Below are 23,450 nucleotides of genomic sequence, written 5' to 3' on the forward strand. Positions count from 1 at the left end.
TTTGGATCAGTCCGCCTCCGGCGGCCCGAAGTGCAGACGCGGCACCGCGGCCAGCAACCGCCGTGTGACCTCCTGGCGCGGCGCCAGCAAAACCGCTTCGGCCTGACCCAGTTCAACGATGCGGCCCTTGTCCATGACTGCGATGCGGTCCGCCAGATACTCGACCACTCCGAAGTTGTGCGTGATGAAGAGATAAGCGATGCCCAGATCGGTCTGCAGTTCGCGCAGCAGATCCAGAATCTGCGCCTGCACCGACACATCGAGCGCCGACGTGGGCTCGTCGCAGATCAGCACCTTGGGTTCGACCGCCAGCGCGCGTGCAATGGCGATGCGCTGGCGTTGTCCGCCCGAGAATTCGTGCGGATAGCGCGTCAGCGTATTGGCGGGCAGCCCTACCTGCTCGATGAGCTGCGCGGCGTGCTTCTCGCGATCCTGCCGGCTCATGTCGCGCTTGAGCGATGCCAGCCCCTCGTCCAGGATCTCGCCGATGCGCATGCGCGGATCCAGCGATGCGTACGGATCCTGGAACACGATCTGGATATCCTGCCGCAGACGCTGCAACTGGCGCCGGTCGGCGGTCAGCAGATCCTGGCCTTGCAGCATGGCGCGGCCCGAGATGCGCGCGCCGTCGATCAGCCGCAGCAACGCCTTGCCGGTGGTGGTCTTGCCGCAGCCGGACTCGCCCAGCAGCGCCAGCGTTTCGCCCGCGCGCAGCGTGAAGGTCACGCCGTCCACGGCTTTGACCCACGACACGATGCGGCGCAGCGGACCCTTGCGTACCGGGTAATGGACCTTCAGGTCCTGCACGTCCAGCACCACGCCCGCCGTGCGGTCCGGCCCGCCCTGCTGGCGCTGCTGCGCGGCCAAGGCCCGGCCCTGTTCGGTCAGCGGCACGCCGCGCTTGTCGAAGGTGGGAATGGCTTCGAAGAGCTGCTTGGCATACGGATGGCGCGGCGCCCGGAAGAATTCCTCGGCGCTGGCGCTTTCGACGATCTCGCCGCTGCGCATCAGCGCGACGTGATGCGCCACGTTCTTGACCACGGCCAGGTCATGCGTGATCAGAAGCACGGCCATGCCCATTTCCTGCTGGATGCTGGCCAAGAGGTCCAGCACCTGCGCCTGCACCGTTACGTCCAGCGCGGTGGTCGGCTCATCGGCGATCAGCAGCACGGGTTCGGCCGCCAGCGCGATGGCGATCATGACGCGCTGCTTCTGGCCGCCGGAAAACTGGAACGGGTAGTCGTCGATGCGGCGCTCGGGCTCCGGAATGCCGACCCGGCGCAGCCACTCGATGGCCCGCGCCCGCGCCGCCGCCCCGCGCAGCGGCGTGTGCGCGGTCAGCGTCTCGGTAATCTGGTCGCCCACCCGCATGACCGGGTTCAGGCTGGTGGACGGTTCCTGGAAGATGATGCCGATGCGCCCGCCGCGCACGCCGCGCATGGCGCTTTCCGGCAGGCGGTTCAGGTCTTCGCCGTCCAGGTCGATCTGCCCGCCCACGATGCGCCCGGCGTCCGGCAGCAGCCGCAGCAGCGCCAGCGCGGTCATGCTCTTGCCGCAGCCCGATTCGCCCACCAGCGCGAAGGTCTCGCGCTGGGAGATCGCCAGCTGCAGCCGCTTGACCGCGTGCGTCATGCCGCTTTCGCCCGCGACGTCGACGTCCAGGCCGTTCACGGTCAGCAAGGGAGTGTCGTAGCTCATGGCGCCTCTCCGGTCTTGGAGGCGCGGCCGTCCGCCGCCAGCATGGCTTCGGGACGGCGGCCAAGAAAGCCCAGACGCGCAAGACGGCTGGGTTTGTAGCGGCGCGTGCGCGGATCGAAGGCGTCGCGCACCGCGTCCGCAAACAGGTTGGCGGCCAGCACCAGCGCCAGCATGAAGATGAAAGCGGTCATCAGGTTCCACCAGATCATCGGATCGCGCGACATTTCCAGACGCGCGCCGTCGATCATCGAGCCGAAGGAATTCATGCTGGGATCCACGCCGATGCCCAGGTAGGACAGCACGGCCTCGTAAAGCACCAGGCCCGAGAATTCCAGCACCACGGTGATCAACACCAGATGGGCCACGTTGGGCAGCAGGTGGCGCGTCATGATGCGCCAGTGCGACACGCCAAAGGCGCGCGCGGCCTGCACGTATTCCAGCTCGCGCAGTTTCAGGGTTTCGGCGCGCAGCAGGCGGCACAGCCCCGCCCAGCCGGTCAGGCCCAGGATCATGCACAAGAGGAACAGCCGCAGGTCGGCGCGTGCCGCCGCGGTATTGAAGAGGTCGGAATGGTTGTCGATGTACACCTGCATCATCAGGGCGCAGGCAGCAACCAGCAGCACGCCGGGGATCGAGGTGATGGTGGTGTACAGGTACTGGATGGCGTCGTCGACCTTGCCCTTGAAGTACCCGGCCGCGATGCCAAAAATGATGGCCGGCGGCAGCATCGCAAGCGTGGTGAGACTGCCAATGACGAGCGCCGTGCGGATGCTTTTCAGCGCCTGCCACAACACGTCATTGCCGATGCGGTCGGTGCCCAGCGCGTGATAGCCGCTGGACAGGCCGGCCAGCGCCCCCACCGCAAGACACAACAGCGCGAAGGTGATCGTCATGGCGCGCCAGGGAATGTCGGCGCGGCCGGCCAGCAGTTCCTCGGCCGCATGGGACGCCGAACCGGTGGCGCGCGTCAGGCAGGCAAACAGCAGGACCGCGCCGGCCAGCGCGACGGCCAGCCCCGCGGCCAGGCCCCACCCCAGCCGCATCGCGATGTCGCCCGCGCGCTCCTTCTCGGGATCGGTCAGGTGCAGCGCCGCCCCGCGCAGCCGCGGAAAGTCGCGTACTGGCTTCTCGTCGACCAACATGGTCTCTTTGGTGAACTGGTGCGCGGCCAGCGGTTCGGAATAGGTTTTTTCGGGGCGCGTGAGCACGCTGCCGGCCAACAGCCCGTCCAGCGCGGACCGCACCGCGGGCGCATACACCGGCGCGGCGTCGGCCGCAACGCCCGGCGCGGGCGGCAGCAGCGGACGGTAGTGCACGGAATCCAGCAGGCCAACCACCGAAAACGCAACCAGAATGACGGCCGAACACATGGCGGGCGTGTCGCGCGCGACACGCGCCCAGGTGGCGCGCAGGTTGGGACTGCGGCGCACGTGCCAGACATAGGCCAGCGCGCCGGCCACCATCAGCCACAGCGCGATATCGGTCCAGAGAAAGACGAACTTGGGCATGGCGGCTACTCGAAACGCACGCGGGGATCAGCCAGCGTGTAGGAAATGTCGGCCAGGATCAGCCCCACGATATAAAGCGCCGCGCCCAGAAAAACCATGGCGCGCACGATGGAGAAGTCCTGCGCATTGATGGCGTCGATGGTGTAGCTGCCCAGCCCCGGAATGCCGAAGAACGATTCAGCGATCAGGCTGCCCATGAAGAGCAGCGGCAGCGCGGCGACCGTGCTTGTCAGGATGGGCAGCATGGCGTTGCGCAGCACGTGGCGGAACAGCACGACGCGCTCGGCCAGGCCCTTGGAGCGCGCGGTGCGCACGTAATCCTTGCCGATCTCTTCAAGAAACAGGGTGCGGTAGAAGCGCGCCTCGGGGCCCAGACGCGACACGATCGCCACCAGCACCGGCAGCGCCAGGAACTTGATCACGTCCAGCCCGCCCGAGTAGCCCGAGAACGGCACCAGCCGCAGCAGTTTCGCAAACAGCCACTGGCCCGCAATGATGTAGAACAGGCTGGATATCGACAGCAGCATCACGCACAGCACGACGCCCCAGAAGTCCAGCCGAGTGGCCCGAAAATACACCAGCGTCAGCGAGAACACGATGCTGGCGAACAGCCCCAGGAAGAACGTGGGCACCGCCAGCGCCAGGCTGGGCCCCATGCGCGTCTTGATCTCGCGGCCGATGTCGCGGCCGCCATCCGACGCCCCAAAATCCATCACCAGCAGCGGCACCGAACGCCGGTAGAACACCGTGTCCGTGAGCTGCGCCGTGCCCTTGGCCTCGGCATTGAAGAAAAGCGGCTTGTCGTAGCCGCGTTCGGCCTTCCATTTCTCGACGGCGTCCTGGCTGACGCGCTGACCGCCGATGGCCAGCCGCGCCATGTCGTCGGGCGTGTTCACCGCAAAGAACAGGATGAAGGTAAAGAGATTGACGCCGATCAGAATCAGCACGCCATACAACAGCCGGCGGATCACGTAGCCGATCATGATTGATGCTCCTTGCGTTCGGGCGGCACAAACGCCGTCTGGCGTTCACGCCGCTTGAGCGCCACGTACGAAGGCCAGATCGCCAGCGCCAGCAGCAGGATGAAGACGCCGACGGGCCACCAGATGGGCGAGTTCCATTCGTCGATCTTCTGCTGGCGCAGTGCCGGGTCGATCTTCATGTACTGCAGCGTGTTGCGCACCATCTGCGTGGGCTTGGCATTGCCGACCCACTGCTGGTAGGCCCCGCCCGACATCGGGAAGTAGCCGAACATCCACGGCGCGTCGCGCTGGACGACGGCGATCATGTCGGCAATCAGCGCGGCCTTCTCGGGGCCGTCATCCAGGAATTTCATCTGTTCGAACAGCTTGTCGAACTCGGGGCTGGCATAGTTGGCCGCGTTTTCGCCGCCGCCCTTGGCCTTGGCGTTGGGGCCGTACAAGAGGAACAGGAAGTTCTCGGCGTCGGGGTAGTCGGCGTTCCAGCCCCACAGGAAGATCTGCGCGGCGCCGCGCAGCATCTTGTCCTGGAAGCGGTTGTAGTCGGTGGCCCGCACGTCGAGCTGCACGCCGATCTTGGCCAGTTGGCGCCGCATCCAGTCGGACTGCGGATTGGAGCCGCCGCCGGACATGGAATCGAAGTACAGCACCAGCGGCGCGCCGGTCTGTGCGTTGCGGCCGTCCGGGTAGCCGGCCTCGGCCAGCAGCCGCTTGGCCACGTCGATGGACTTGCGCACGGGTTTACCGTCCACCAGGTCATACACGACGGGATTGATGCCTTCGGGCGGATCGCGGTAGCCCAGCACGCCGGGCGGAACCGGGCCATAGGCCACCGACGCCTGGCTGTTCTCGAACACCGCCACGTACTCTTCCCAGTCGAAGGCGATGCTGATGGCCTGGCGCAGCTTGCGATTGCGTTCCTGCTGCTCGGGCGTGTCGCCCTTGCCCACCACCGGATCCAGCCAGTTAAAGCCCATATACCAGTTGGCGGTCTCGACCGTGGTCGGCAGCTTGATGCCGTGTTCCTGGTATTTGCGCGCCTTGTCCTGGCTGTCGCCGGCCGCCACCAGCATGGCCACACCGTATTCGCCGCGCTCGATCTGCGGCACGTCGTAATAGCCCTGCATGAACTTGCCGGTCAGCGGAATGGCTTCCTTTTCGACGCTGAACTCGGCACGGTCGATGAATGGCGTGGGCTTGCCGCAGTCGGCCAAAAGACCGGCCGTCTTGTCGCCGGGTTCGCCTTCGCAGGGATAGGGTTCGCCGTGGTAATTGGGATTGCGGCCCAGCACGTGGCGGCGGTTCTGCAGCGATTCGACCAGCATGTACGGCCCGGTGCCCACCGGCCAGGTGTTCAGCGACAGGTCATGCGCGGCCATGCCGGGCTGGTTGTAGAAGCGGTCCGCCTCCCACGGGATGGGCGCGGTGAAGGTCATGGCCAGCCAGTACTTGAACTGCGGATACTTGCCGTCGACGCGGATCCGCAGCGTGTGGGCATCCAGCGCCTCGACGCCCTTGAAGCCATCGTCCTCGCGCAGGTCCAGCCAGGGCGACGCGCCGGCGCCCCCGGGCACGTCGCGCCGCAACTCCTGGTCGCGCTTGCGCAGCCGGTCGCCGTAGTCCTTCAGGCCCTGCACGTGTTCGGCCATCAGCGAATAGATGGGCGACACCACCCGCGGGCTGGCCAGGCGCCGGAACGCATAGACGTAGTCGTCGGCGGTGAGCTCGCGGGTGCCGGTCAGCGGGAAATCGGGAATGTAGAACTTGTCGTCGAGTTCGCCGGGCGCCAGCGGAAAGTAGGCGTAGCCGCCGTCCTGCTTGCGCGCAAAGGCCGGATGCGGCGCGTAGCGGATGCCCGGCCGGATCTTGATGTCGTAGATGCTTTGTGCGATCTGCTCGCCGGGCGCGTCCGCCGGCAGCGTGTTGCCGTCCTTGTCCAGGTACACCGGCGGATCGATCGACGCCGCCGCGCGCGGAATCAGTTCGTAGGGCCGCTTCAGGTAGTGATACCCGTAAAGCGGCTCATAGATGTTGTAGGTATATGGGGTTTCGTCGCCGGAATAAGAGCTGGCCGGGTCCAGATACTTCGGGGATCGTTTGACGAAAGCGGAATACAGCGTGTTCTGGCTTTCGGCGCCGGACGGATAGGGGCTGTTGATGGGGCTTTCTTGCGAGCAGCCCGCCAACGCCAGCGACAGCAGCATGGCCGACGCCCAGAGCCGCTTCAATACACCCATGGAAACCTTCCCTTCGTTTCGTAGCGACAGAGGATAGCAAATGGGGGGCCGGGGAAGTACCCCGGCATGCCCTTAGAGGCGCCGCAGGCGAATCGGGCGGGAGCGGGCCGCAATGGCGCCGATCAGCCGCACTGGCGCTGCCGCCAGCAGTCGTAGCGCCATTTCCAGGGCTGCATGGGATCCGGGCGCGCCCACAGCCCTCGGCCAGCTGCCTTGGCCTGGCGCTGCAGGTCCGGCATGGCCTTGTCGCGCAGGTAATCGCCCTTGCGGGCCGTGTAGGCCCAGGCGTAGCCGGCCTCCACCTGCACGCGGTTGGCTGAGCGGCCATCGTCCAGGATCAGCGCGCAGACATCGCGGCCGTATTGATCCTGCTCGTAGCACTGCGCGGTGAGCGTCTTGCCGGCCACCAGACCCGCCAGGTGCTTGCGCGCGGCCTCGGCGTCAGGCTGGCCGGGCTGATCCGTGCCATGGCCCTCTTCCGGCGCGTCGATGCTGTCCATCCGGATGCGCCGCTGCCCGTCCGGCGCCCGCAGCGTCACGGTATCGCCGTCCGCCACGTTCACGATCGTGCCCGTCAGCGTGTAGCTTCCCGGCGGCACGCCACCCGCGGGCGCCACGGCCGACGGTTTGCCACCCGCCGGCGCCGAGGGCGTGCCGCCTGCCGTCGGCCCCGAGCGCTGCGGCGCCGAATCCTGCGGGGAAAGCCAGTTCACGATGGCACCCGCCGCCGCCAGAACCAGGGCAACGACAAGGGCGGTCAGCTTGCTGCCGCCACGAAAGGGAGATTTGCCACGCACCGGCGGGACTCCAGAGGGAAAACGAAAGCGAGTTTGCCACAAGGAAGCTCGCCGCATATGCCGGCGTGCAGGTGTCTGACACCCTAGGCATACCGCGTCAAACTCCAGCCCCGCCCCTTACAACCAGCCCGACTTCCGGAACCGCCAATACAGCACCGAACACACCGACGCGATGACGCCCAGCGTGACCGGATAGCCCCATGGAGATTTCAGTTCCGGCATGAACTCGAAGTTCATCCCATAGATGCCGGCGATCGCGGTGGGGACGGCCAGGATGGCCGCCCAGGAGGCCAGTTTGCGGGTGGTGTCGTTCTGCGCGGCCTGCCCGATCATCAGGCTGGCTTCAAAAGCGAAGGCCAGCGACTCGCGCAGCGAATTGAAAAGTTCATCCACGCGCAGCACGCGATCCGCCACTTCTCCGAAGTAAGGCCGCGCATGCTCGTCGACCGCGGACATCTCGACGCGCGCCAGCCGGCGGCAGATCTCGGCCAGCGGCGACACGACGGTATGAATGCGCAGCAGGTCGCGGCGCTGCCGGTACAGCCTGCGGATATCCGAGTCCTTGGCGCCGCGGATCAGCAGCTTCTGTTCGGCGCCTTCGACAACGCTTTCGATCTTGACGGCCGCCGCCACATAACGATCCACCAGCCAGTCCAGCAGCTCGGACGCCACGTAATCGCTGCCGCGCTTGAGCAGGTCGGGCGAAGCTTCCAACCGTTCACGCAGCGGGCTGTGCCCGGCGGTGGCGCCGCGCCGCACCGTGACCAGGAAACCGTCGCCGATCAGGAACTGCGTCTCGCCGAAGATGGGACGCTCGGCTTCGACTTCCACCGTCACGGCGACGATGAGAATCATGTTGCCGTAGTCGATGATCTTCGGCCGCCGGTGCGTTTCCAGCATCTCTTCCTGATTCTTGTCGCACGCGCCCAATTCTCGCGCCACCTTGGCCAGCGTCTCCGGATTGGGATTGCGCAGCCCGATCCACAACATGCTCTGGTTTTGGCGCTGGGCAACATACTGGCCGGCCTCTTCGATGGGGACCTCGCGGTCCCGCCGTCCGTTCACGTAGGCGATCGATGCCACGACCTCGCCTTTGGGCGCATCGGCGGCTTGCACTTCAGTAGACATAGACATCCTCGGACAAATCGATCCCTGCCGCACAGCTTGTGTTTATCGGCCGATGATAGCCCAGCCCGCGGGCGGACCGCCCCCTCAGAAGAGGTTGCGCACCCGCTTGGCCACGTCGATGCGCGGCGCCTGCGGCTCCCGCAGCTCGGCCCGTCCGGGCGGCAGGTCGGGCAGCTTGGGCAGATGGTCAAAGAGCGGCAGCATGGCGTTGGTGATGAACCGCGTGCGCGACCCGTACACATGCCGGTCGCCCATGCCCGTCTGCTGATGCACGTAGAAGCGCTGCGGCACGACGAGCTGCAGCCGTTCCTTCGCGCGCGTCATGGCCACGTACAGCAGCCGGCGTTCTTCCTCGATCTCTTCGGCCGTGCCGGTGCTCATGTCGGACGGAATGCAGCCGTCCACCACGTTCAGCACGTAGACCGCCTTCCACTCCTGCCCCTTCGCGGAATGAATCGTGGACAGGATCATGTAGTCCTCGTCGCGCAACGGCGCGCCCGATTCGTCGCTGGTGGCGTCGGGCGGATCCAGCGTCAGCTCGGTCAGGAAGCGCTCGCGCGTCGGATAGCCCGAGGCGATGCGCACCAGCTGGTCCAAATCCGTCTTGCGCACGCGCGCATCGTCGTACAGGCGTTCGAGCTGGCCGCTGTACCAGCGCAGCGCCAGGTCCACATCGGCCGGCCACTTCAGCGTGGGGTCGCACAGCGCGGCGTACGTGTCGGCAAAGGCGCCCCACTCTTCCTGGGCTGCCGCGCCCGGCTTGAATTCGCGCAGCGTGCGCAGCGGCTCGGCGGACGCGGACATGGCGTCCATCAGCTTGCCCGCCGTGGCCGGGCCGATGCCCGGCATCAACTGCGCGACGCGGAAACCCGCCATGCGGCCACGCGGGTTCTCGGCCCAGCGCAGGATCGACAGCAGATCCTTGACGTGCGCGGCCTCCAGAAAACGCAACCCGCCGAATTTGACGAAGGGGATGTTGCGGCGGGTCAGCTCCAGTTCCAGCGCGGCGCTGTGGCTGGCGGTGCGAAACAGCGCCGCCTGCGACTTGAGCGTCGCGCCGCCCTCGCGCTGCGCCAGCACCTGGTCGGCCACCCATCGCGCCTGGCCGGCTTCGTCGCTGACCGTGACCAGTTCGGGCAACTGCGAGGACTTGCGGTCCGTCCACAGGTCCTTGGCATAGCGTTCGGTCGCCTGCGCGATCACAGCGTTGGAGGCGGTCAGGATGGGTTGCGAGGACCGGTAGTTGCGATCCAGCGTGATCACGCGCGCGGGCGCGGGAAACAGGTTGGGAAAGTCCAGGATGTTGCGCACCGTGGCCGCGCGGAACGAGTAGATGGATTGCGCATCGTCGCCCACCACCGTGAGGCCGCGCCCGTCGGGTTTCATGGCCAGCAGGATGGCCGATTGCAGCCGGTTGGTGTCCTGGTATTCGTCCACCAGCACGTGATCGAAGCGCGCGCCCACATCCGCCGCGATCTCCGCGTCCGACATCATTTCGGACCAATAGAGCAGCAGATCGTCGTAGTCCAGCACTTGCTGGTCCTGCTTGGCCGCGACATACGCACGGAACAGGTTCTTGAGCTCGTCCTCCCATTGGGCGCACCACGGGAACGACGTCTTGAGCACGTCGCCCACCGGCGTCTGGCTGTTCACCACGCGCGAATAGATCGCCAGGCACGTTCCCTTGAGCGGAAAGCGCGATTTGGTGGAGGACAGGCCCAGCTCATGGCGCACCATGCCCATCAGGTCCTCGGCGTCGCCGCGGTCGTGGATGGTGAAGGCCTCGGACAGGCCGATGCGCAGCGCGCAATCGCGCAAGAGGCGCGCGCCAATCGCATGGAAGGTGCCCGCCCACGGCAGCGACGGCGCCTGCTGCGACGAACGCAGGTTCATCACCCGCTGCAGCACCGACCCCACGCGCCGCTCCATTTCCAGCGCGGCGCGGCGCGAAAACGTCAGCAGCAGCATGCGCTGCGGGTCCGCCCCGTTCAGGATCAGATGCGCCACGCGATGCGCGAGCGTATTGGTCTTGCCGGACCCCGCGCCCGCAATCACCAGCAGCGGGCCGTCGTCGCCGGGCGCGCCGGCCACGCCGAATTCGGCCGCCTCGCGCTGCGCGGGATTCAAGTCGGCCAGCGGATCGGGCCGCTCGGCCGGACGGGCGGTGGGCTGGTGGTTGTCGGGCGTGCTGGGAGTTTGATCTTGGTCTGGCATGTCGCGGAGCCGCAGCGCTGCGGCCGCAAAAAAAGGAAGGAGCCAGGGCTGGCTCCGGGTGAACACTGTATATTTATACAGAATTTTTGACCTTTCGTCTGAACGCCCCGGCGCCATGACCGATTTTCCCCGCATCCTGACCGGCACCGCCTCCTGGACCGACCCCACCCTGCTGGCCTGCGGCCGCTTCTATCCGCCCGATGCGCGCAGCGCCGAATCCCGCTTGCGGTTCTATGCCTCGCACTTTTCGCTGGCCGAGGTCGATTCCAGCTTCTACGCGATGCCCACGCCGGACAACGCCTACCTGTGGTCCACCCGCACGCCGGATGATTTCGTCTTCAACATCAAGGCGTTCCGGCTGTTCACCGGCCATCAGACGCCGCTCACTGCCCTGCCCGGCGACATCCGGCGCGAACTGGCGGATTGGCCCGAACCCATCATTTATCACGACCGCATGCCTGCCGACCTGCGCGACGAGCTCTGGCGGCGCTACCAGCTTGCCATCGAGCCGCTGCGGATGCCGGGCAAGCTGGGCGCGGTGCATTTCCAGTTTCCGCCCTGGGTACGGCGCGACGCCCGCGGCATGGCGCGCGTGGCAGATTGCGCGCGGCGGATGGAGGAGCATCTGGTGTCGGTGGAATTCCGCCACCGCAGCTGGTTTGAAACCCCGGCGGCCACCGCGGACACGCTGGCCTTCGAACGGGATCTGGGCGTGGTGCACACGGTTGTCGACGCGCCGCAGGGTTTTGAGAACACCGTGCCCGCGGTCTGGGAAAGCACCCATCCCGACCTGACGCTGCTGCGCCTGCACGGGCGCAATGCAGCCAAGTGGAATGCGTCGGGCCCGGCGTCGTCGGGACGGTTTCAGTACGAATATTCGGAAGCGGAACTGGCCGAACTGGTCGCGCGCTTCACGAGGCTGGCCTCGCAATCGGGGCAGGCGCACGCGGTGTTCAACACCAACTTCGAAGACCAGGGCATGCGCAACGCGGCGGCCTTCGCGTCGGCGCTGCAATTGCCGGGCATGTGAATGGGTGTCAGACACCCACCTTCGCGGCAGTCTTCACCGCCGGCCGCGCCACCTCGGCCAGGCTCTCCAGCAGCACTTCAAACTTGCGCGCGATGTCGTGCTCCGGCACGCACGCGTAACCCAGCAGCAGCCCGGGCCGGCGCCCTTCCTCGTTGACGTAGTAGCGCGACAGCGCGCGCGTCAGCACGCCCTTGCTGCGCGCCACCTCAACGACGCGCAGGTCGTCCATGTCCGCCGGCAATGTCAGCACCAGATGCAACCCCGCCATGCTCGCATCGCGATGCAGCCAGTCCGGACCCAGCCGGCGCTCGATCAGGTTGACCAGCATGGCGCGGCGGCGGCCGTACAGCATGCGCATGCGGCGGATGTGCGCCGCGTAATGGCCTTCGGATATGAACGTGGCCAGCGCCGCGTGGGTCATCAGGTGCCCCTCGCGGTACAGCTCCGCGTGCGCCGCTTGAAAGGCCGCCGTCAGCGGCTTGGGCAGCACCAGATAGCCCACGCGCAGACCCGGATACAGCGTCTTGCTGAAGGTCCCCATGTAGATCACCGGCGCGTCGGACTCCAGGCCCAGCAGCGACGCGATCGGGCGCCCGGAAAAGCGGAACTCGCTGTCGTAGTCGTCTTCGATGATCCAGCTGCCGCATTGCCGCGCCACCGCCAGCAATTGCCGCCGGCGCGCCAGCGACATCACGGGTCCCAGCGGATATTGATGCGACGGCGTGACGAAGATAAACCGCGGCGGCGTGTCCACCGTGTCCGGCACCCGCATGCCTTCTTCGTCCACCGGCAGATGCACCGTGCGCAGACCGTTCGCCCGCAAGATGGTGCGCGCGCCCCAGTAGCCCGGATCTTCGACCCATGCCGTTTCGCCCGCCTCGCCCAGGATACGGGTGGTCAGGTCGATGGCCTGGTGGGAGCCCTCGGTGATGATGATCTGCTCCGGGTCGCAGTCGATGGACCGCGTCAGCGCCAGATGCTGCGCCAGCGCCTCGCGTAGCGCCGGCAGGCCGCCGCCATAGGAATACGTCAGCAGGTCCGGCGCGGGGTTGCGCCACAGCGCGCTGAAGATGCGGCCGAACTTCTTGTGCGGGAACTCGGTCAGGTCGGGCACCCCCGGCATGAACGCGCCCCACTGGTACGGCGAGGCCGACACGCCATCCACGATGGCCGCGCCGCGCGGCGACAGGGCCGGACGCGAGGACGCCTGCTGCGCCTGACGCGCGCGGCGGCCGCTGGCCAGATACGAGTCCGGCACCGAGGCATTGACGAAAGTGCCGTTGCCCTGCCGGCTGCGGGTGTAGCCCTCGGCCAGCAGCTGGCTGTAGACGTGGACGACGGTGTTGCGGGCAATGCCCAGCTCGGCCGCCAGGTCGCGCGTGGCGGGCAGGCGCGAGTCCGCGGCAATGGATCCATCCAGGATCGCTTCGCGGATGCCGCGGTAGAGCCGCTTGTTCATGGGCTCGCTGGCGCCATCGGCCAGGCGCAGCAGCAGCAAGTCACCGACGATGGACCGCAATTGGTTCTACCTGATTTATTAAAGTGGTTCCCACAAGTGGGGCCATCGTAGCATTAAATAAGTGCTTTACCGCCCATCACTCTCATCGAGACCGAGATGAAGAATCAGGATCTGAATACCCGCCGTTCCCTGGCCACGCCGCGCGGCGTCGGCGTCATGTGCGACTTCTACGCCGTGCGCGCGGAAAACGCCACGCTGTGGGATGCCGAAGGCAAGGAATACATCGACTTCGCAGGCGGCATTGCCGTCCTGAACACGGGCCACCTGCACCCGAAGGTCAAGGCCGCGGTCGCCGCGCAGCTCGACAACTTCACGCACACGGCCTATCAGATCGTGCCGTACGAAGGCTACATCTCGCTGGCCGAGCGCATCAACCGTCTCGCCCCCATCGACGGCCTGAAAAAGACCGCCTTCTTCACGACCGGCGTCGAAGCCGTCGAGAACGCCGTGAAGATCGCGCGCTCGTCCACCGGCCGCTCGGGCGTCATCGCCTTCTCGGGTTCGTTCCATGGCCGCACGATGCTGGGCATGGCGCTGACCGGCAAGGTCGCCCCCTACAAGCTGTCGTTCGGCCCCATGCCGGGCGACATCTATCACGTCCCGTTCCCCAACGCCACGCAGGCCATCAGCGTGGCCGATTCGCTCAAGGCGCTGGACCTGCTGTTCAAGGTCGACATCGATCCCAAGCGCGTCGCGGCGATCATCATTGAACCCGTGCAGGGCGAAGGCGGCTTCAACATCACGCCGCCCGAACTGATGACCGCACTGCGCAAGGTCTGCGACGAGCACGGCATCCTGCTGATCGCCGACGAAGTCCAGACGGGCTTTGGCCGCACCGGCAAGCTGTTCGCGATGGAACACCACAATGTGCAGGCCGACATCATCACCATGGCCAAGAGCCTGGGCGGCGGCTTCCCGATCTCGGGCATCGTCGGCCGCGCCGACGTCATGGACGGCCCCGCTGCCGGCGGCCTGGGCGGCACGTACGCCGGCAACCCGCTGGCTGTGGCCGCGGCGCACGCCGTGCTGGACGTCATCGCTGAAGAGAAGCTGTGCGAACGCGCCGCCCAACTGGGCGAAAAGCTGCGCGCGCACCTGGAAGGCCTACGCGCCAAGGTTCCGGGCATCGCCGACGTGCGCGGCCTGGGCTCGATGGTCGCGCTGGAACTGAACGACGCGGCCGGCAAGCCCGACGCCGAAGCGGTCAAGCGCGTGCAGCAGCGTGCGCTCGACGCCGGCCTGATTTTGCTAAGCTGCGGTGTATACGGAAACGTCCTGCGCTTCCTGTATCCCTTGACCATTCCCGACGCCCAGTTCGCACGCGCGCTGGACATCCTGTCCGAGGCGCTTGCCGCTTGAGGCAAAGGCCCTGAACAACCGGTTATTCGGCTGGCAGGAACAACGATTGCGGGCGTAGCAGGCAGGCGGCTTGATGAACAGGCCGCACGCCTGCCACGCCCGCAATCGCTTGGCCCGCCGCACCCATCAAGGAGACTTCCAACATGACAGCACTGTCCCATCCCCTCGCCCGTCCCGACCTGTTGCGCGACGCCTGCTACATCGACGGCAAGTGGGTCGGCGCCGGCGAAGGCGCATCGATCCCCGTCGACAATCCGTCCACCGGCAAGACCATCGTGTCGGTGCCCAAGCTGGGCCGCAAGGAAACCGAGCAGGCCATCGCCAGCGCCCAGGCCGCGCTGCCCGCGTGGGCCGCCAAGACGGGCAAGGAACGCGCCGCGATCCTGCTCAAGTGGGCGCAGCTGATGATGCAGCACCAGAAAGACCTGGCCGCCATCATGACGTCCGAACAAGGCAAGCCGGTCACCGAAGCCGCGGGCGAAATCGCCTACGCCGCGTCGTTCCTGGAATGGTTTGCCGAAGAAGCCAAGCGCATCGACGGCGACATCCTGCAAAGCCCCAAGGCCGGGCAGCGCCTGATGGCGCTCAAGCAGCCCATCGGCGTCACCGCCGCGATCACGCCGTGGAACTTCCCCGCCGCGATGATCACCCGCAAGGTCGGCCCGGCCCTGGCCGCCGGCTGCACCATGGTCGTCAAGCCCGCCCAGCAGACGCCGCTGACCGCGCTGGCGCTGGCCGTGCTGGCCGAAGAAGCCGGCGTGCCGGCAGGCGTGTTCCACGTCATCACGGGCAGCTCGCGCGACATCGGCGCGGCGCTGTGCGAAAGCGACGTGGTGCGCAAGCTGAGCTTCACGGGCTCGACCGAAGTCGGCCGCACGCTGATGGAGCAATGCGCGCCCACCATCAAGAAGCTGTCGCTCGAACTGGGCGGCAACGCGCCCTTCATCGTGTTCGACGACGCCGACCTGGACCGCGCGGTCGACGGCATCCTGGCCTCGAAGTACCGCAACGCGGGCCAGACCTGCGTGTGCGCCAACCGCATCTACGTGCAGGCCGGCGTGTACGAGGAAGTCGCCAAGCGCCTGGTCGCCAAGGTCAATGCCATGAAGGTCGGCGACGGCTTTGAAGACGGCGTGACGCAAGGTCCGCTGATCGACAAGAACGCCATCGAAAAGGTGCAGGAGCACATCGCCGACGCCACGGCCCACGGCGCCAAGGTCATTGCCGGCGGCAAGCCCCACGCCAAGGGCGGCACGTTCTTCGAACCGACCGTCGTGCGCGACGTGACGCAATCGATGCGCTTTGCCAGCGAGGAAACCTTCGGCCCCGTCGCGCCGCTGTTCCGCTTCGAATCGGAAGACGAAGTCATCGGCATGGCCAACGACACCATCTTCGGTCTGGCCGCCTACTTCTTCACGCGCGACTACGCCCGCATCTGGCGCGTGTCCGAAGCGCTGGAATACGGCATCGTGGGCATCAACACCGGCCTCATCTCCAACGAAGTCGGCCCCTTCGGCGGCGTCAAGCAATCCGGCCTGGGCCGCGAAGGCTCCAAGTACGGCATCGAAGAGTACCTGGAGATCAAGTACCTCTGCGTCGACCTCGGCGCATGAAGTCCGGCGCGCGCGGCGTCCTGCCGCGCGCGCCAGTCGTCCGCGTGGCCGATGTGTGCGCCACGTTCACTCGGATACCATCCAGGCATGTTAGATTTGCGCGTTCCCTGGACGAGTCCGTATGAGCAGAACTTTCACCCTTGAGGACACCCGCAAGCTGGCGGCCATCCTGGCGGAAACCGCGCAGACCGAGGTCATGCCGCGGTTTCGCAACTTGCCAGAAGGCGCGGTGCGGGGCAAAAGCTCGCCGCGCGATCTGGTCACCGACGCCGACGAAGCCGCCGAACGCCTGATCGCCGCGCGCCTTTCCAAGCTGCATCCCGGCGCCGTGCTGATCGGCGAGGAAGCCTCCGCGCGCAATCCCGCCCTGCTGAACATGCTGGTCGATGCCGACCTCGCCTTCCTGATCGATCCCATCGACGGCACGCGCAATTACGTGGCGGGCCTGCCGCTCTTCGGCATGATGATCGCGGCCTGCCATCGCGGCGACGTGATCGCCGGCGTGATCTACGACCCGGTCAGCCGCGATAGCGCGCTGGCCGTGCGCGGCGAAGGCGCCTGGCTGGAATTTGAAAACGGCAAGCGGGTGCCGCTTGCCGTTGCCAACCCCGCGCCCCCGCAGGACATGGACGGCCTGATCTCCACCGGCGCCCTGCCCGAGCCGCTGCGCACCACCGTCAACGGCAACCTGTCCCGGCTGGGCAGCACGGCCTCGCTGCGCTGCGCCGCGCACGAATACCGCATGCTCGCGGGCGGCCATTGCCATGTGGCGCTGTACAACCAGCTCACGGCATGGGACCACGCCGCAGGCTGGCTGCTGCACCGGGAAGCGGGCGGCTATGCGGCGCATTTCGATGGTTCGCCCTACAAGCCCACGCACCGCACGGGCGGCCTGCTTTACGCGCCCGACGCCGGCAGCTGGCACGCGGCGCGCAAGGCGCTGTTGGGGGACGCATTGGAAGGCATCGAGGCTTGACAACGCCGTCGGGATCACCCTAAAAAACTGGGGTTATCCCTAGGAGTTATCCCCAGTTCCTGTGGACAACCCTATGGAAAGGTCTGTAACCGGCCGAAAAAACCGTTGCCGGGCAAGCACTTGCTTAGACCGGTCAAAAACCGGCCGACGCCGCTTCTTTCTAAAGCGCTTCCAGCGCCAGCGCGCAGGGTTGTTCCACTTTCAGGGTCAACAGACTGTCGGCGCGGGTGCGTCCAAGGTTGATGGCGGCGATCGGCAGGCCCATGCGCGAGGCGGCCGTCACGAATCGGTAGCCGGAATACACCATCAGGGATGAGCCCGCCACCAGCACGGCGTCGGCGCTTTCCAGGCCGGCGTTGGCGCGCTCCACGCGCTCGCGCGGCACGGTCTCGCCGAAGAACACCACGTCGGGCTTGACGATGCCGCCGCAGCGCGGGCACGGCGGCACTGCAAATCGCGAGAAATCGTAGCCGTCCAGATCGGCGTCGCCATCGGGCGCGTCGCTGGCTTCAAGCTGCATCCAGTCCGGATTGAGCGCGTGCAATTTCTCCTGCCAGTCGTGGCGGCCGCCGCGCCAATCGCAATTCATGCAGCGCACGGCATCCAGCCGTCCGTGCAGGTCCACGACATCGCGGCTGCCTGCGGCCTCGTGCAAGCCGTCCACGTTCTGCGTCACCAGCACGGCGACGTGGCCGCGATCTTGCAGGCGCGCCAGCGCAAGATGCGACGCGTTGGGTTTGACGTGACCAAAGCGGCGCCAGCCCACCATGCTGCGCGCCCAATAGCGCGCTCGCGAAAGCTCAGCGCCCATGAACGTTTGCAGCGTCATGGGCGGCTGGCGTTTCCATTCGCCTTCGGTATCGCGGTAGTCGGGGATGCCCGAATCGGTGCTGACCCCGGCCCCGGTCAGGACGAAAAGCCGCGGATGACGGTCGAGAAAGCCGCGCAGCGCGGCCAGCTCCGGAAGTGCTGTATCCAATCCTCGCTCCTTGCGTCCTGTAACCGCGCGGCGATCATGCCGCGCGGCCCGCTGCGCGTTAATCAGACCCCGCGGCCCGCCGCGCGTAAATCAGAACGCGCGTCCGCCGCGCTTATCCGCCCAGCCCGCAATCGGGCATGTCGCTGACCAGGCTGGCCTGCGTCACGTTGCTGCCCGGCGCCACACTGCGCGTGAGCCAGACGTTGCCGCCGATGGTCGAGCCCTTGCCGATGGTGACGCGGCCCAGGATCGTGGCGCCCGCGTAGATCACGACATCGTCCTCAATCAGGGGATGGCGCGCCAGGCCCTTCTTGAGCTCGCCGTTTTCGCCCGGCGGGAAACGCTTGGCGCCCAGCGTGACCATCTGGTAGAGCCGCACGCGGTCGCCGATGATGGCGGTTTCGCCGATCACCACACCCGTGCCGTGGTCGATGAAGAAGCTGCGGCCGATGGTCGCGCCCGGATGGATGTCGATGCCGGTGTCGGCATGGGCGATTTCGGCCACGATGCGCGCCAGCATCGGCACGCCCAGGCGGTACAGGACGTTGGCCAGGCGGTGATGGATCATGGCCGCGACGCCCGGATAGCACAGCAGAACCTCGTCCACGTTGTGCGCGGCCGGATCGCCCTGGTAGGCGGCCATCACGTCCAGATCGAGCGCGGCGCGCACGGCCGGCAGCTCGGCGCCAAAGCGGCGCACGATCTCGGTGGCGCGCTGCTGGGTGTCCGCGTGCTGGGCCGCATCATGCCGGCCCTCGTATTGCAGCTCCAGACAGACCTGGTGCAAAAGCGCATCGAGCGCGGCGCCGATGGTGTGGCCGACGTAGAAATCCTCGACCTCTTCGCGCAGGTCGATGGGACCCAGGCGCATCGGGAACAAGGCGCCACAGAGGTCCTTGACGATCTGGCGCAGGCTTTCCTGCGAAGGGAACTCACGCAGGCCGGCGTCGTCGCGCAGCCGGCCGCGCGGGCCGCGCCAGGCGACGCGCGCATCGCGCAGGCCGGACACGATGCCGTCCAGGTTCCAGTGCGCCGTGGGGAAATAGCTGGGGCCGCTCATTGCCGGGCTCCAGAAAGGGAACCGGCGCGTTCGGCGGAAGGTTGGATAACGAACATGGTTTTGCCTCGCTGACGGTGCGAAGCCCCCGGCGCCATGCCCCGGGGAATGCTGCTTCGCAATAATTCCGTCAACTGTAACCGCTCTGGCGTATCGGCCGGAAGTCCTCCGACACGGCGTTGGGGTTATGCCGCGGCCGAGACCGAGACCGAGACCAACCCCGGCTCCGCCTCATACCCTTGCGGGTTGCCCTGCTGCCAGCGCCAGCCGTCCGCGCACATGGATTCCACGTCGTGCGTGCTGCGCCAGCCCAGCAGCGATGCCGCCAACGCAGGATCGGCCCACATGCGCTCGACGTCGCCCGCGCGCCGCGGCAGGATGCGCAGCGGGATCGTGCAGCCGTTGACCCGTTCAAACGCGCGCACCAGTTCCATGACGCTGGTGCCCTGCCCCGTGCCCAGATTGACCGCCACGAAGCCGGGATGGCTGTCCGCGTACGTCAGCGCCTGCACATGGCCGCGCGCCAGATCCATGACGTGCAGATAGTCGCGCACGCCGGTGCCATCCGGCGTGTCGTAGTCGTCGCCGAAGACGCGCAGGAATGGTTGGCGTCCCACCGCCACCTGCGTGATGAACGGAAAAAGATTGTTCGGCAGGTCGCGCGGGCTTTCGCCGATCTGCCCGCTGGGATGCGCGCCGATCGGGTTGAAGTAGCGCAGCGTGACGGCGCTGAACGCCGGATCCGCCACGCACACGTCCCGCAGCATGTCCTCGACCATCAGCTTGGTGCGGCCATACGGATTGGCCGGCGCCAGCGGATGGGCCTCGGTGAACGGCAGGTACTGCGGCTCGCCGTAGACCGTGGCCGACGAGCTGAAGACCAGCCGCGACACGCCTGTCTCGCGCATGGCGCGCAAGAGGACCAGCGAACCCTGCACGTTGTTGTCGTAGTACTTGAGCGGGTCCGCCACCGATTCGCCCACCGCCTTGCAGCCGGCCAGATGCAGCACGGACTGAACCGGCGTGCCGCGCGCGGCCGCATCCGCCAGCACGGCGGCCACCAGGCCGCGCGAGCGGATGTCGCCTTCGATCAGCGGGATGGGCGTGCCGCAAAGCTGTTCAACCCGGCGCACGGCCTCGCGGCTACCGTTACTGAGGTTGTCCAGCACGATCGGCCGCAGGCCGGCGGCGATCATCGCCACCAGCGTATGCGTACCGATGTAGCCGGCGCCGCCCGTCACCAACACTTGCGTGTCCGGCATGTCCACGCTCCGTCAGAGATGGGCCGTCATGCCGGCCACCCACGCATGGCGCGGACGCGGGGCTTGCGCATGGCTGCGGTAGCGGTCGATCCAGTACGACGTGGAGGCGTCATGCCCCCAATCGACCACGCCCGCCGACACCGGCACCGCCAGCTCGCGCTCGATGCCGCTGGCAAGCCGCTTGCCCAGTTCAACGCCGTACTGGTCGAAGGGGTTGATGCCCCAGACCACGCTCTGCACGAACACCTTGTGCTCATACAGGGCCAACAGCGCGCCCAGACCGCGCGGATCAAGCTGGCGCAGGACGATCAGCGTCGACGGCCGGCCGCCCGGGTGCACCATGTGCTGCGCCAGCGTCAGCGCGCGCTCCTGGTTGTCGATGTGGGCGACGTCCAGCAGGGCCTGCTCCAGGCTCTTGCCGCGCAGCAGCGCCTGGCGCTGCGCCAGGCAGTTGGCCAGCAGCATGCGATGCGCATCGGGGCTGTCCGTGTGCCCTTGCAGGCTGGCGATGAAGTCCACCGGCGCGCCTTCCTCGCTCTGATGCAGCCACTGGAAGAAGGTGTGCTGGCCGTCGGTGCCCGGCATGCCCCAGATGATGGGCGCCGTCGGCACGCCGACCGCCGCGCCGTCGCCGGCGACCCGCTTGCCCAGCGATTCCATCTCAAGCTGCTGCAGATAGGTCACCAGGTGCAGCAGGCGTCCGCTATAGGCCGCCACGTTCAGCGAGTTGAATCCCAGCACGCTGCAATTGACCAGGCCGGCCAGCGCCAGTTGCACCGGCGCGTTGGACGCGAACGGCGTCTGCAGGAAATGCTGGTCCATGGCCTCGGCGCCCGCCCGCATGCCGATCAGCACGTCCACGCCCACCGTCAGCGCGATCGACAGGCCGGCCACCGACCAGACGGAATAGCGTCCGCCCACCCAGTCGCACATCTTGAAGACCTGGCTGGACGGCACGCCCAGCGCGCGCGCGGCCGGCGCATTGGCGGTCACGGCCGCCAGATGGTCCGACACGTCGGCCACGCCACCCTGCTTGAGCCAGGCGATGGCGGCGCGGGCGTTGTACAGCGTTTCCGCAGTGGTGAAGGATTTGGAGGAGATGACGACCAGCGTGCGGCGCGGGTCCAGCCCGGCCACGGCGTCATGGAAGGCGTGGCCGCAAATGTTGGACACGAAGCGGATCTGCCGCCGTTGCAACGGTCCGCCGAAGGCCTGCACCGCCAGGCGCGGCCCCCAGTCGCTGCCGCCGATGCCGATATGCAGGACAGTGGAGAAGTCTGCCGTCTGGTCCACGCGCCGCACGAAGTCGGTCATGCGCGAATACTCGCAAACGGAATCCGCGTCCTGCCCTTCCGGCTGCTCGCGGGTACGCCCGGCGCGCAGCGCGGTATGCCATGCCGACCTGTTTTCAGTCCAGTTGACCGGTTCCCCGGCAAACAGCGCGCGGCGCGCCTCGTCCAATCCGCGCGCCTGCAAGAGCGCCTGTCCCGCGCCGTCCAGCGACGCCGACTGGCGTTGCATGGTCAAGTCCACGCACAATCCTGCCGCTTCGATCACCTTGAGCGCACTGGCGTCCAGTTCAGCGTTTTGCGCAGCCTGCGCGAAAGCCACCCACTCGGGGCTGTTTGCCAGTCCGGAGTCTGCCCTTAACGCCTCAATCGACTGTTGAGCCTTTCCCATCGCGTGATGCTCCTTAGAACGGTAAACGAATATGAGGTGCAATGCGCCTGAACGCCTTGCGGAAGTCCTCCTCGATACGAGCCAGCGCGGCCACGTTGTCTCCTTCGAACCGGAGTACCACCGTTGGTGTGGTGTTGGACGGCCGCGCCAGGCCAAAGCCATCTGCGTAGTCCACACGGATCCCGTCGAGCTCGTTGATCGACACTGCGCCGGGGAACTCCCCTTGATCGCGCAACGCCTGCACCAGCTCAACGCCTTCCGTGGTCTCCAGTTTCAATTCGGGGGTGGCGCAGGACTGCGGCAAGCTTTCCAGCAAAGCCGAGGGGTCCGGCGCCGACGAGAGGATTTCCAGCAGGCGGGCGGCGGCGTAGATGCCGTCGTCAAAGCCATACCAGCGCTCCTTGAAAAAAATGTGGCCGCTCATCTCTCCAGCAAGTAGCGCTCCCGACTCGCGCATCTTGGCTTTGATCAGGGAATGCCCGGTCTTCCACATGGTCGCCTTGCCGCCTGCCTCAGTGATCGCGCGGGCCACGTGGCGGCTGCACTTGACGTCGTAGATGATCTCGGCGCCCGGGTTGCGCGCCAGCACATCGCGGGCGAACAGAATCAGCTGGCGGTCCGGCCAGATGATCTGTCCCGATTTTGTGACCACGCCCAGCCGGTCGCCGTCGCCGTCGAACGCCAGGCCGACCTCGCAGTCCGAGTAGCGCAGGCAATAAATCAGGTCCTGCAGGTTGTGCGGATCGGCCGGATCGGGGTGATGCCCCGGAAATGACCCGTCCACCTCGCAGAACAGTTCCGTCACCTCGCAGCCCAGCGCCCGGAACAGCGCGGGCGCCACCGCCCCCGCCACCCCGCTGCCGCAGTCGATGGCGATCTTCATGGGCCGTGCCATGCGGATGTCGCCCACCAGCCGCGCCGCGTAGCACGGCGTGATCTGCATCTGGGTGCGGCCGCCGGGCGTCGGCGCGGAGTCGATCGGCTGGCGCATCGCGTCGCGCAGCGCGGTCAGGCCGTCGCCGTACAGCGACCTGCCTTCCATCACGATCTTGAAGCCGTTGTGCGTGGGCGGATTGTGGCTGCCCGTCACCGCGATGCCGGTCCCGGTATCCATCAGCCGGGCCGTGAAATACACCATGGGCGTGGTCGCCATGCCGATGTCGATCACGTGCATGCCGGCGGAGCGCAATCCGGCCTGCAGCGCCGCGGACAGCTCGACGCTGCTCAGCCTGCCGTCGCGCCCCACCACGATCGAGCGCACCCCCTGTGCGTGAGCCTTCGTGCCCACCGCCATCCCCAGGCTGTGGGCAAACCTGGCATCCAACTCGTCCGGTACCGTTCCCCGTATGTCATAGGCCTTGAAGACCGCGTCCAGAATCTGCGGCGTGTCCCAGCCAAAAGTTCCGTGCATGC

Annotated in this window: 17 protein-coding genes; 4 read left to right on the forward strand and 13 right to left on the reverse strand. The window is 66.9% G+C overall.

Going from position 1 to position 23,450, the window contains the following annotated elements; translation table 11 throughout:
• Positions 1–6: 6 nt before the first annotated feature.
• The 7 genes from CLM73_RS18575 to CLM73_RS18605 all read right to left on the reverse strand — a co-directional run bounded on the left by CLM73_RS18575 (position 7) and on the right by CLM73_RS18605 (position 10,562).
• Positions 7–1,698, reverse strand: a complete 1,692-nt coding sequence (locus CLM73_RS18575) for an ABC transporter ATP-binding protein (RefSeq protein ID WP_105239689.1) — start codon at positions 1,696–1,698, stop codon at positions 7–9.
• Entirely contained in the window at positions 1,695–3,206 is a 1,512-nt protein-coding gene (locus tag CLM73_RS18580; RefSeq protein WP_105239690.1) for an ABC transporter permease, read from the reverse strand. Before CLM73_RS18580 ends, CLM73_RS18575 begins: the two co-directional genes overlap by 4 nt.
• 5 nt (positions 3,207–3,211) lie before the next feature.
• Positions 3,212–4,189 carry an ABC transporter permease gene (locus CLM73_RS18585; protein ID WP_105239691.1) on the reverse strand — a complete coding sequence of 326 codons (978 nt, stop codon included), beginning with the start codon at positions 4,187–4,189 and terminating at the stop codon, positions 3,212–3,214.
• Positions 4,186–6,423, reverse strand: a complete 2,238-nt coding sequence (locus CLM73_RS18590) for an ABC transporter substrate-binding protein (protein WP_105239692.1) — start codon at positions 6,421–6,423, stop codon at positions 4,186–4,188. The genes CLM73_RS18585 and CLM73_RS18590 overlap by 4 nt, the downstream gene beginning before the upstream one ends.
• A gap of 122 nt (positions 6,424–6,545) precedes the next feature.
• Positions 6,546–7,220, reverse strand: coding sequence for a thermonuclease family protein (locus tag CLM73_RS18595; protein ID WP_199778168.1), 675 nt, complete (start codon positions 7,218–7,220; stop codon positions 6,546–6,548).
• 117 nt (positions 7,221–7,337) lie between these two features.
• Complete coding sequence (locus CLM73_RS18600) at positions 7,338–8,348, reverse strand: magnesium and cobalt transport protein CorA (RefSeq protein ID WP_105239694.1); 1,011 nt, start codon at positions 8,346–8,348, stop codon at positions 7,338–7,340.
• Positions 8,349–8,432: 84 nt separating this feature from the next.
• Complete coding sequence (locus CLM73_RS18605) at positions 8,433–10,562, reverse strand: ATP-dependent helicase (protein WP_105241601.1); 2,130 nt, start codon at positions 10,560–10,562, stop codon at positions 8,433–8,435.
• A 115-nt stretch (positions 10,563–10,677) separates the two neighbouring features.
• On the opposite strand from CLM73_RS18605, the gene CLM73_RS18610 reads away from it, so the two are divergent.
• On the forward strand, positions 10,678–11,592 hold the full coding sequence (locus CLM73_RS18610; protein WP_105239695.1) for a DUF72 domain-containing protein: 915 nt from the start codon (positions 10,678–10,680) through the stop codon (positions 11,590–11,592).
• A gap of 7 nt (positions 11,593–11,599) precedes the next feature.
• Here the strand turns inward: CLM73_RS18610 and CLM73_RS18615 are convergent, their stop codons facing one another.
• Entirely contained in the window at positions 11,600–13,111 is a 1,512-nt protein-coding gene (locus tag CLM73_RS18615) for a PLP-dependent aminotransferase family protein (RefSeq protein WP_418904918.1), read from the reverse strand.
• 96 nt (positions 13,112–13,207) lie between these two features.
• Here CLM73_RS18615 and CLM73_RS18620 point away from each other — a divergent pair, with 96 nt between their 5' ends.
• From CLM73_RS18620 to CLM73_RS18630, 3 genes are all read left to right on the forward strand, one after another.
• Positions 13,208–14,470, forward strand: a complete 1,263-nt coding sequence (locus CLM73_RS18620; protein WP_105239696.1) for a 4-aminobutyrate--2-oxoglutarate transaminase — start codon at positions 13,208–13,210, stop codon at positions 14,468–14,470.
• Positions 14,471–14,613: 143 nt separating this feature from the next.
• A complete protein-coding gene (locus CLM73_RS18625; RefSeq protein ID WP_056566761.1) occupies positions 14,614–16,083 on the forward strand; it encodes an NAD-dependent succinate-semialdehyde dehydrogenase in 1,470 nt (489 codons plus the stop codon).
• Between the two features lie 121 nt (positions 16,084–16,204).
• Positions 16,205–17,059 (forward strand): inositol monophosphatase family protein, encoded by an 855-nt coding sequence (locus CLM73_RS18630; RefSeq protein WP_105239697.1) that lies wholly within the window; start codon positions 16,205–16,207, stop codon positions 17,057–17,059.
• A gap of 160 nt (positions 17,060–17,219) precedes the next feature.
• Here CLM73_RS18630 and CLM73_RS18635 read toward each other — a convergent pair whose 3' ends face one another.
• The 5 genes from CLM73_RS18635 to CLM73_RS18655 form a co-directional block, all read right to left on the reverse strand.
• A complete protein-coding gene (locus CLM73_RS18635; protein ID WP_105239698.1) occupies positions 17,220–18,038 on the reverse strand; it encodes an NAD-dependent protein deacetylase in 819 nt (272 codons plus the stop codon).
• A 112-nt stretch (positions 18,039–18,150) separates the two neighbouring features.
• Complete coding sequence (epsC, locus tag CLM73_RS18640; protein ID WP_056563286.1) at positions 18,151–19,098, reverse strand: serine O-acetyltransferase EpsC; 948 nt, start codon at positions 19,096–19,098, stop codon at positions 18,151–18,153.
• A 182-nt stretch (positions 19,099–19,280) separates the two neighbouring features.
• Positions 19,281–20,357, reverse strand: a complete 1,077-nt coding sequence (galE, locus tag CLM73_RS18645) for a UDP-glucose 4-epimerase GalE (protein WP_105239699.1) — start codon at positions 20,355–20,357, stop codon at positions 19,281–19,283.
• 12 nt (positions 20,358–20,369) lie between these two features.
• Positions 20,370–22,037, reverse strand: a complete 1,668-nt coding sequence (pgi, locus tag CLM73_RS18650; protein WP_105239700.1) for a glucose-6-phosphate isomerase — start codon at positions 22,035–22,037, stop codon at positions 20,370–20,372.
• Positions 22,038–22,050: 13 nt separating this feature from the next.
• A complete protein-coding gene (locus tag CLM73_RS18655) occupies positions 22,051–23,448 on the reverse strand; it encodes a phosphomannomutase/phosphoglucomutase (RefSeq protein ID WP_105239701.1) in 1,398 nt (465 codons plus the stop codon).
• Between the last annotated feature and the right edge of the window lie 2 nt (positions 23,449–23,450).

The sequence above is a fragment of the Achromobacter spanius genome, from assembly GCF_002966795.1.
Taxonomy (GTDB): domain Bacteria; phylum Pseudomonadota; class Gammaproteobacteria; order Burkholderiales; family Burkholderiaceae_B; genus Achromobacter; species Achromobacter spanius_D.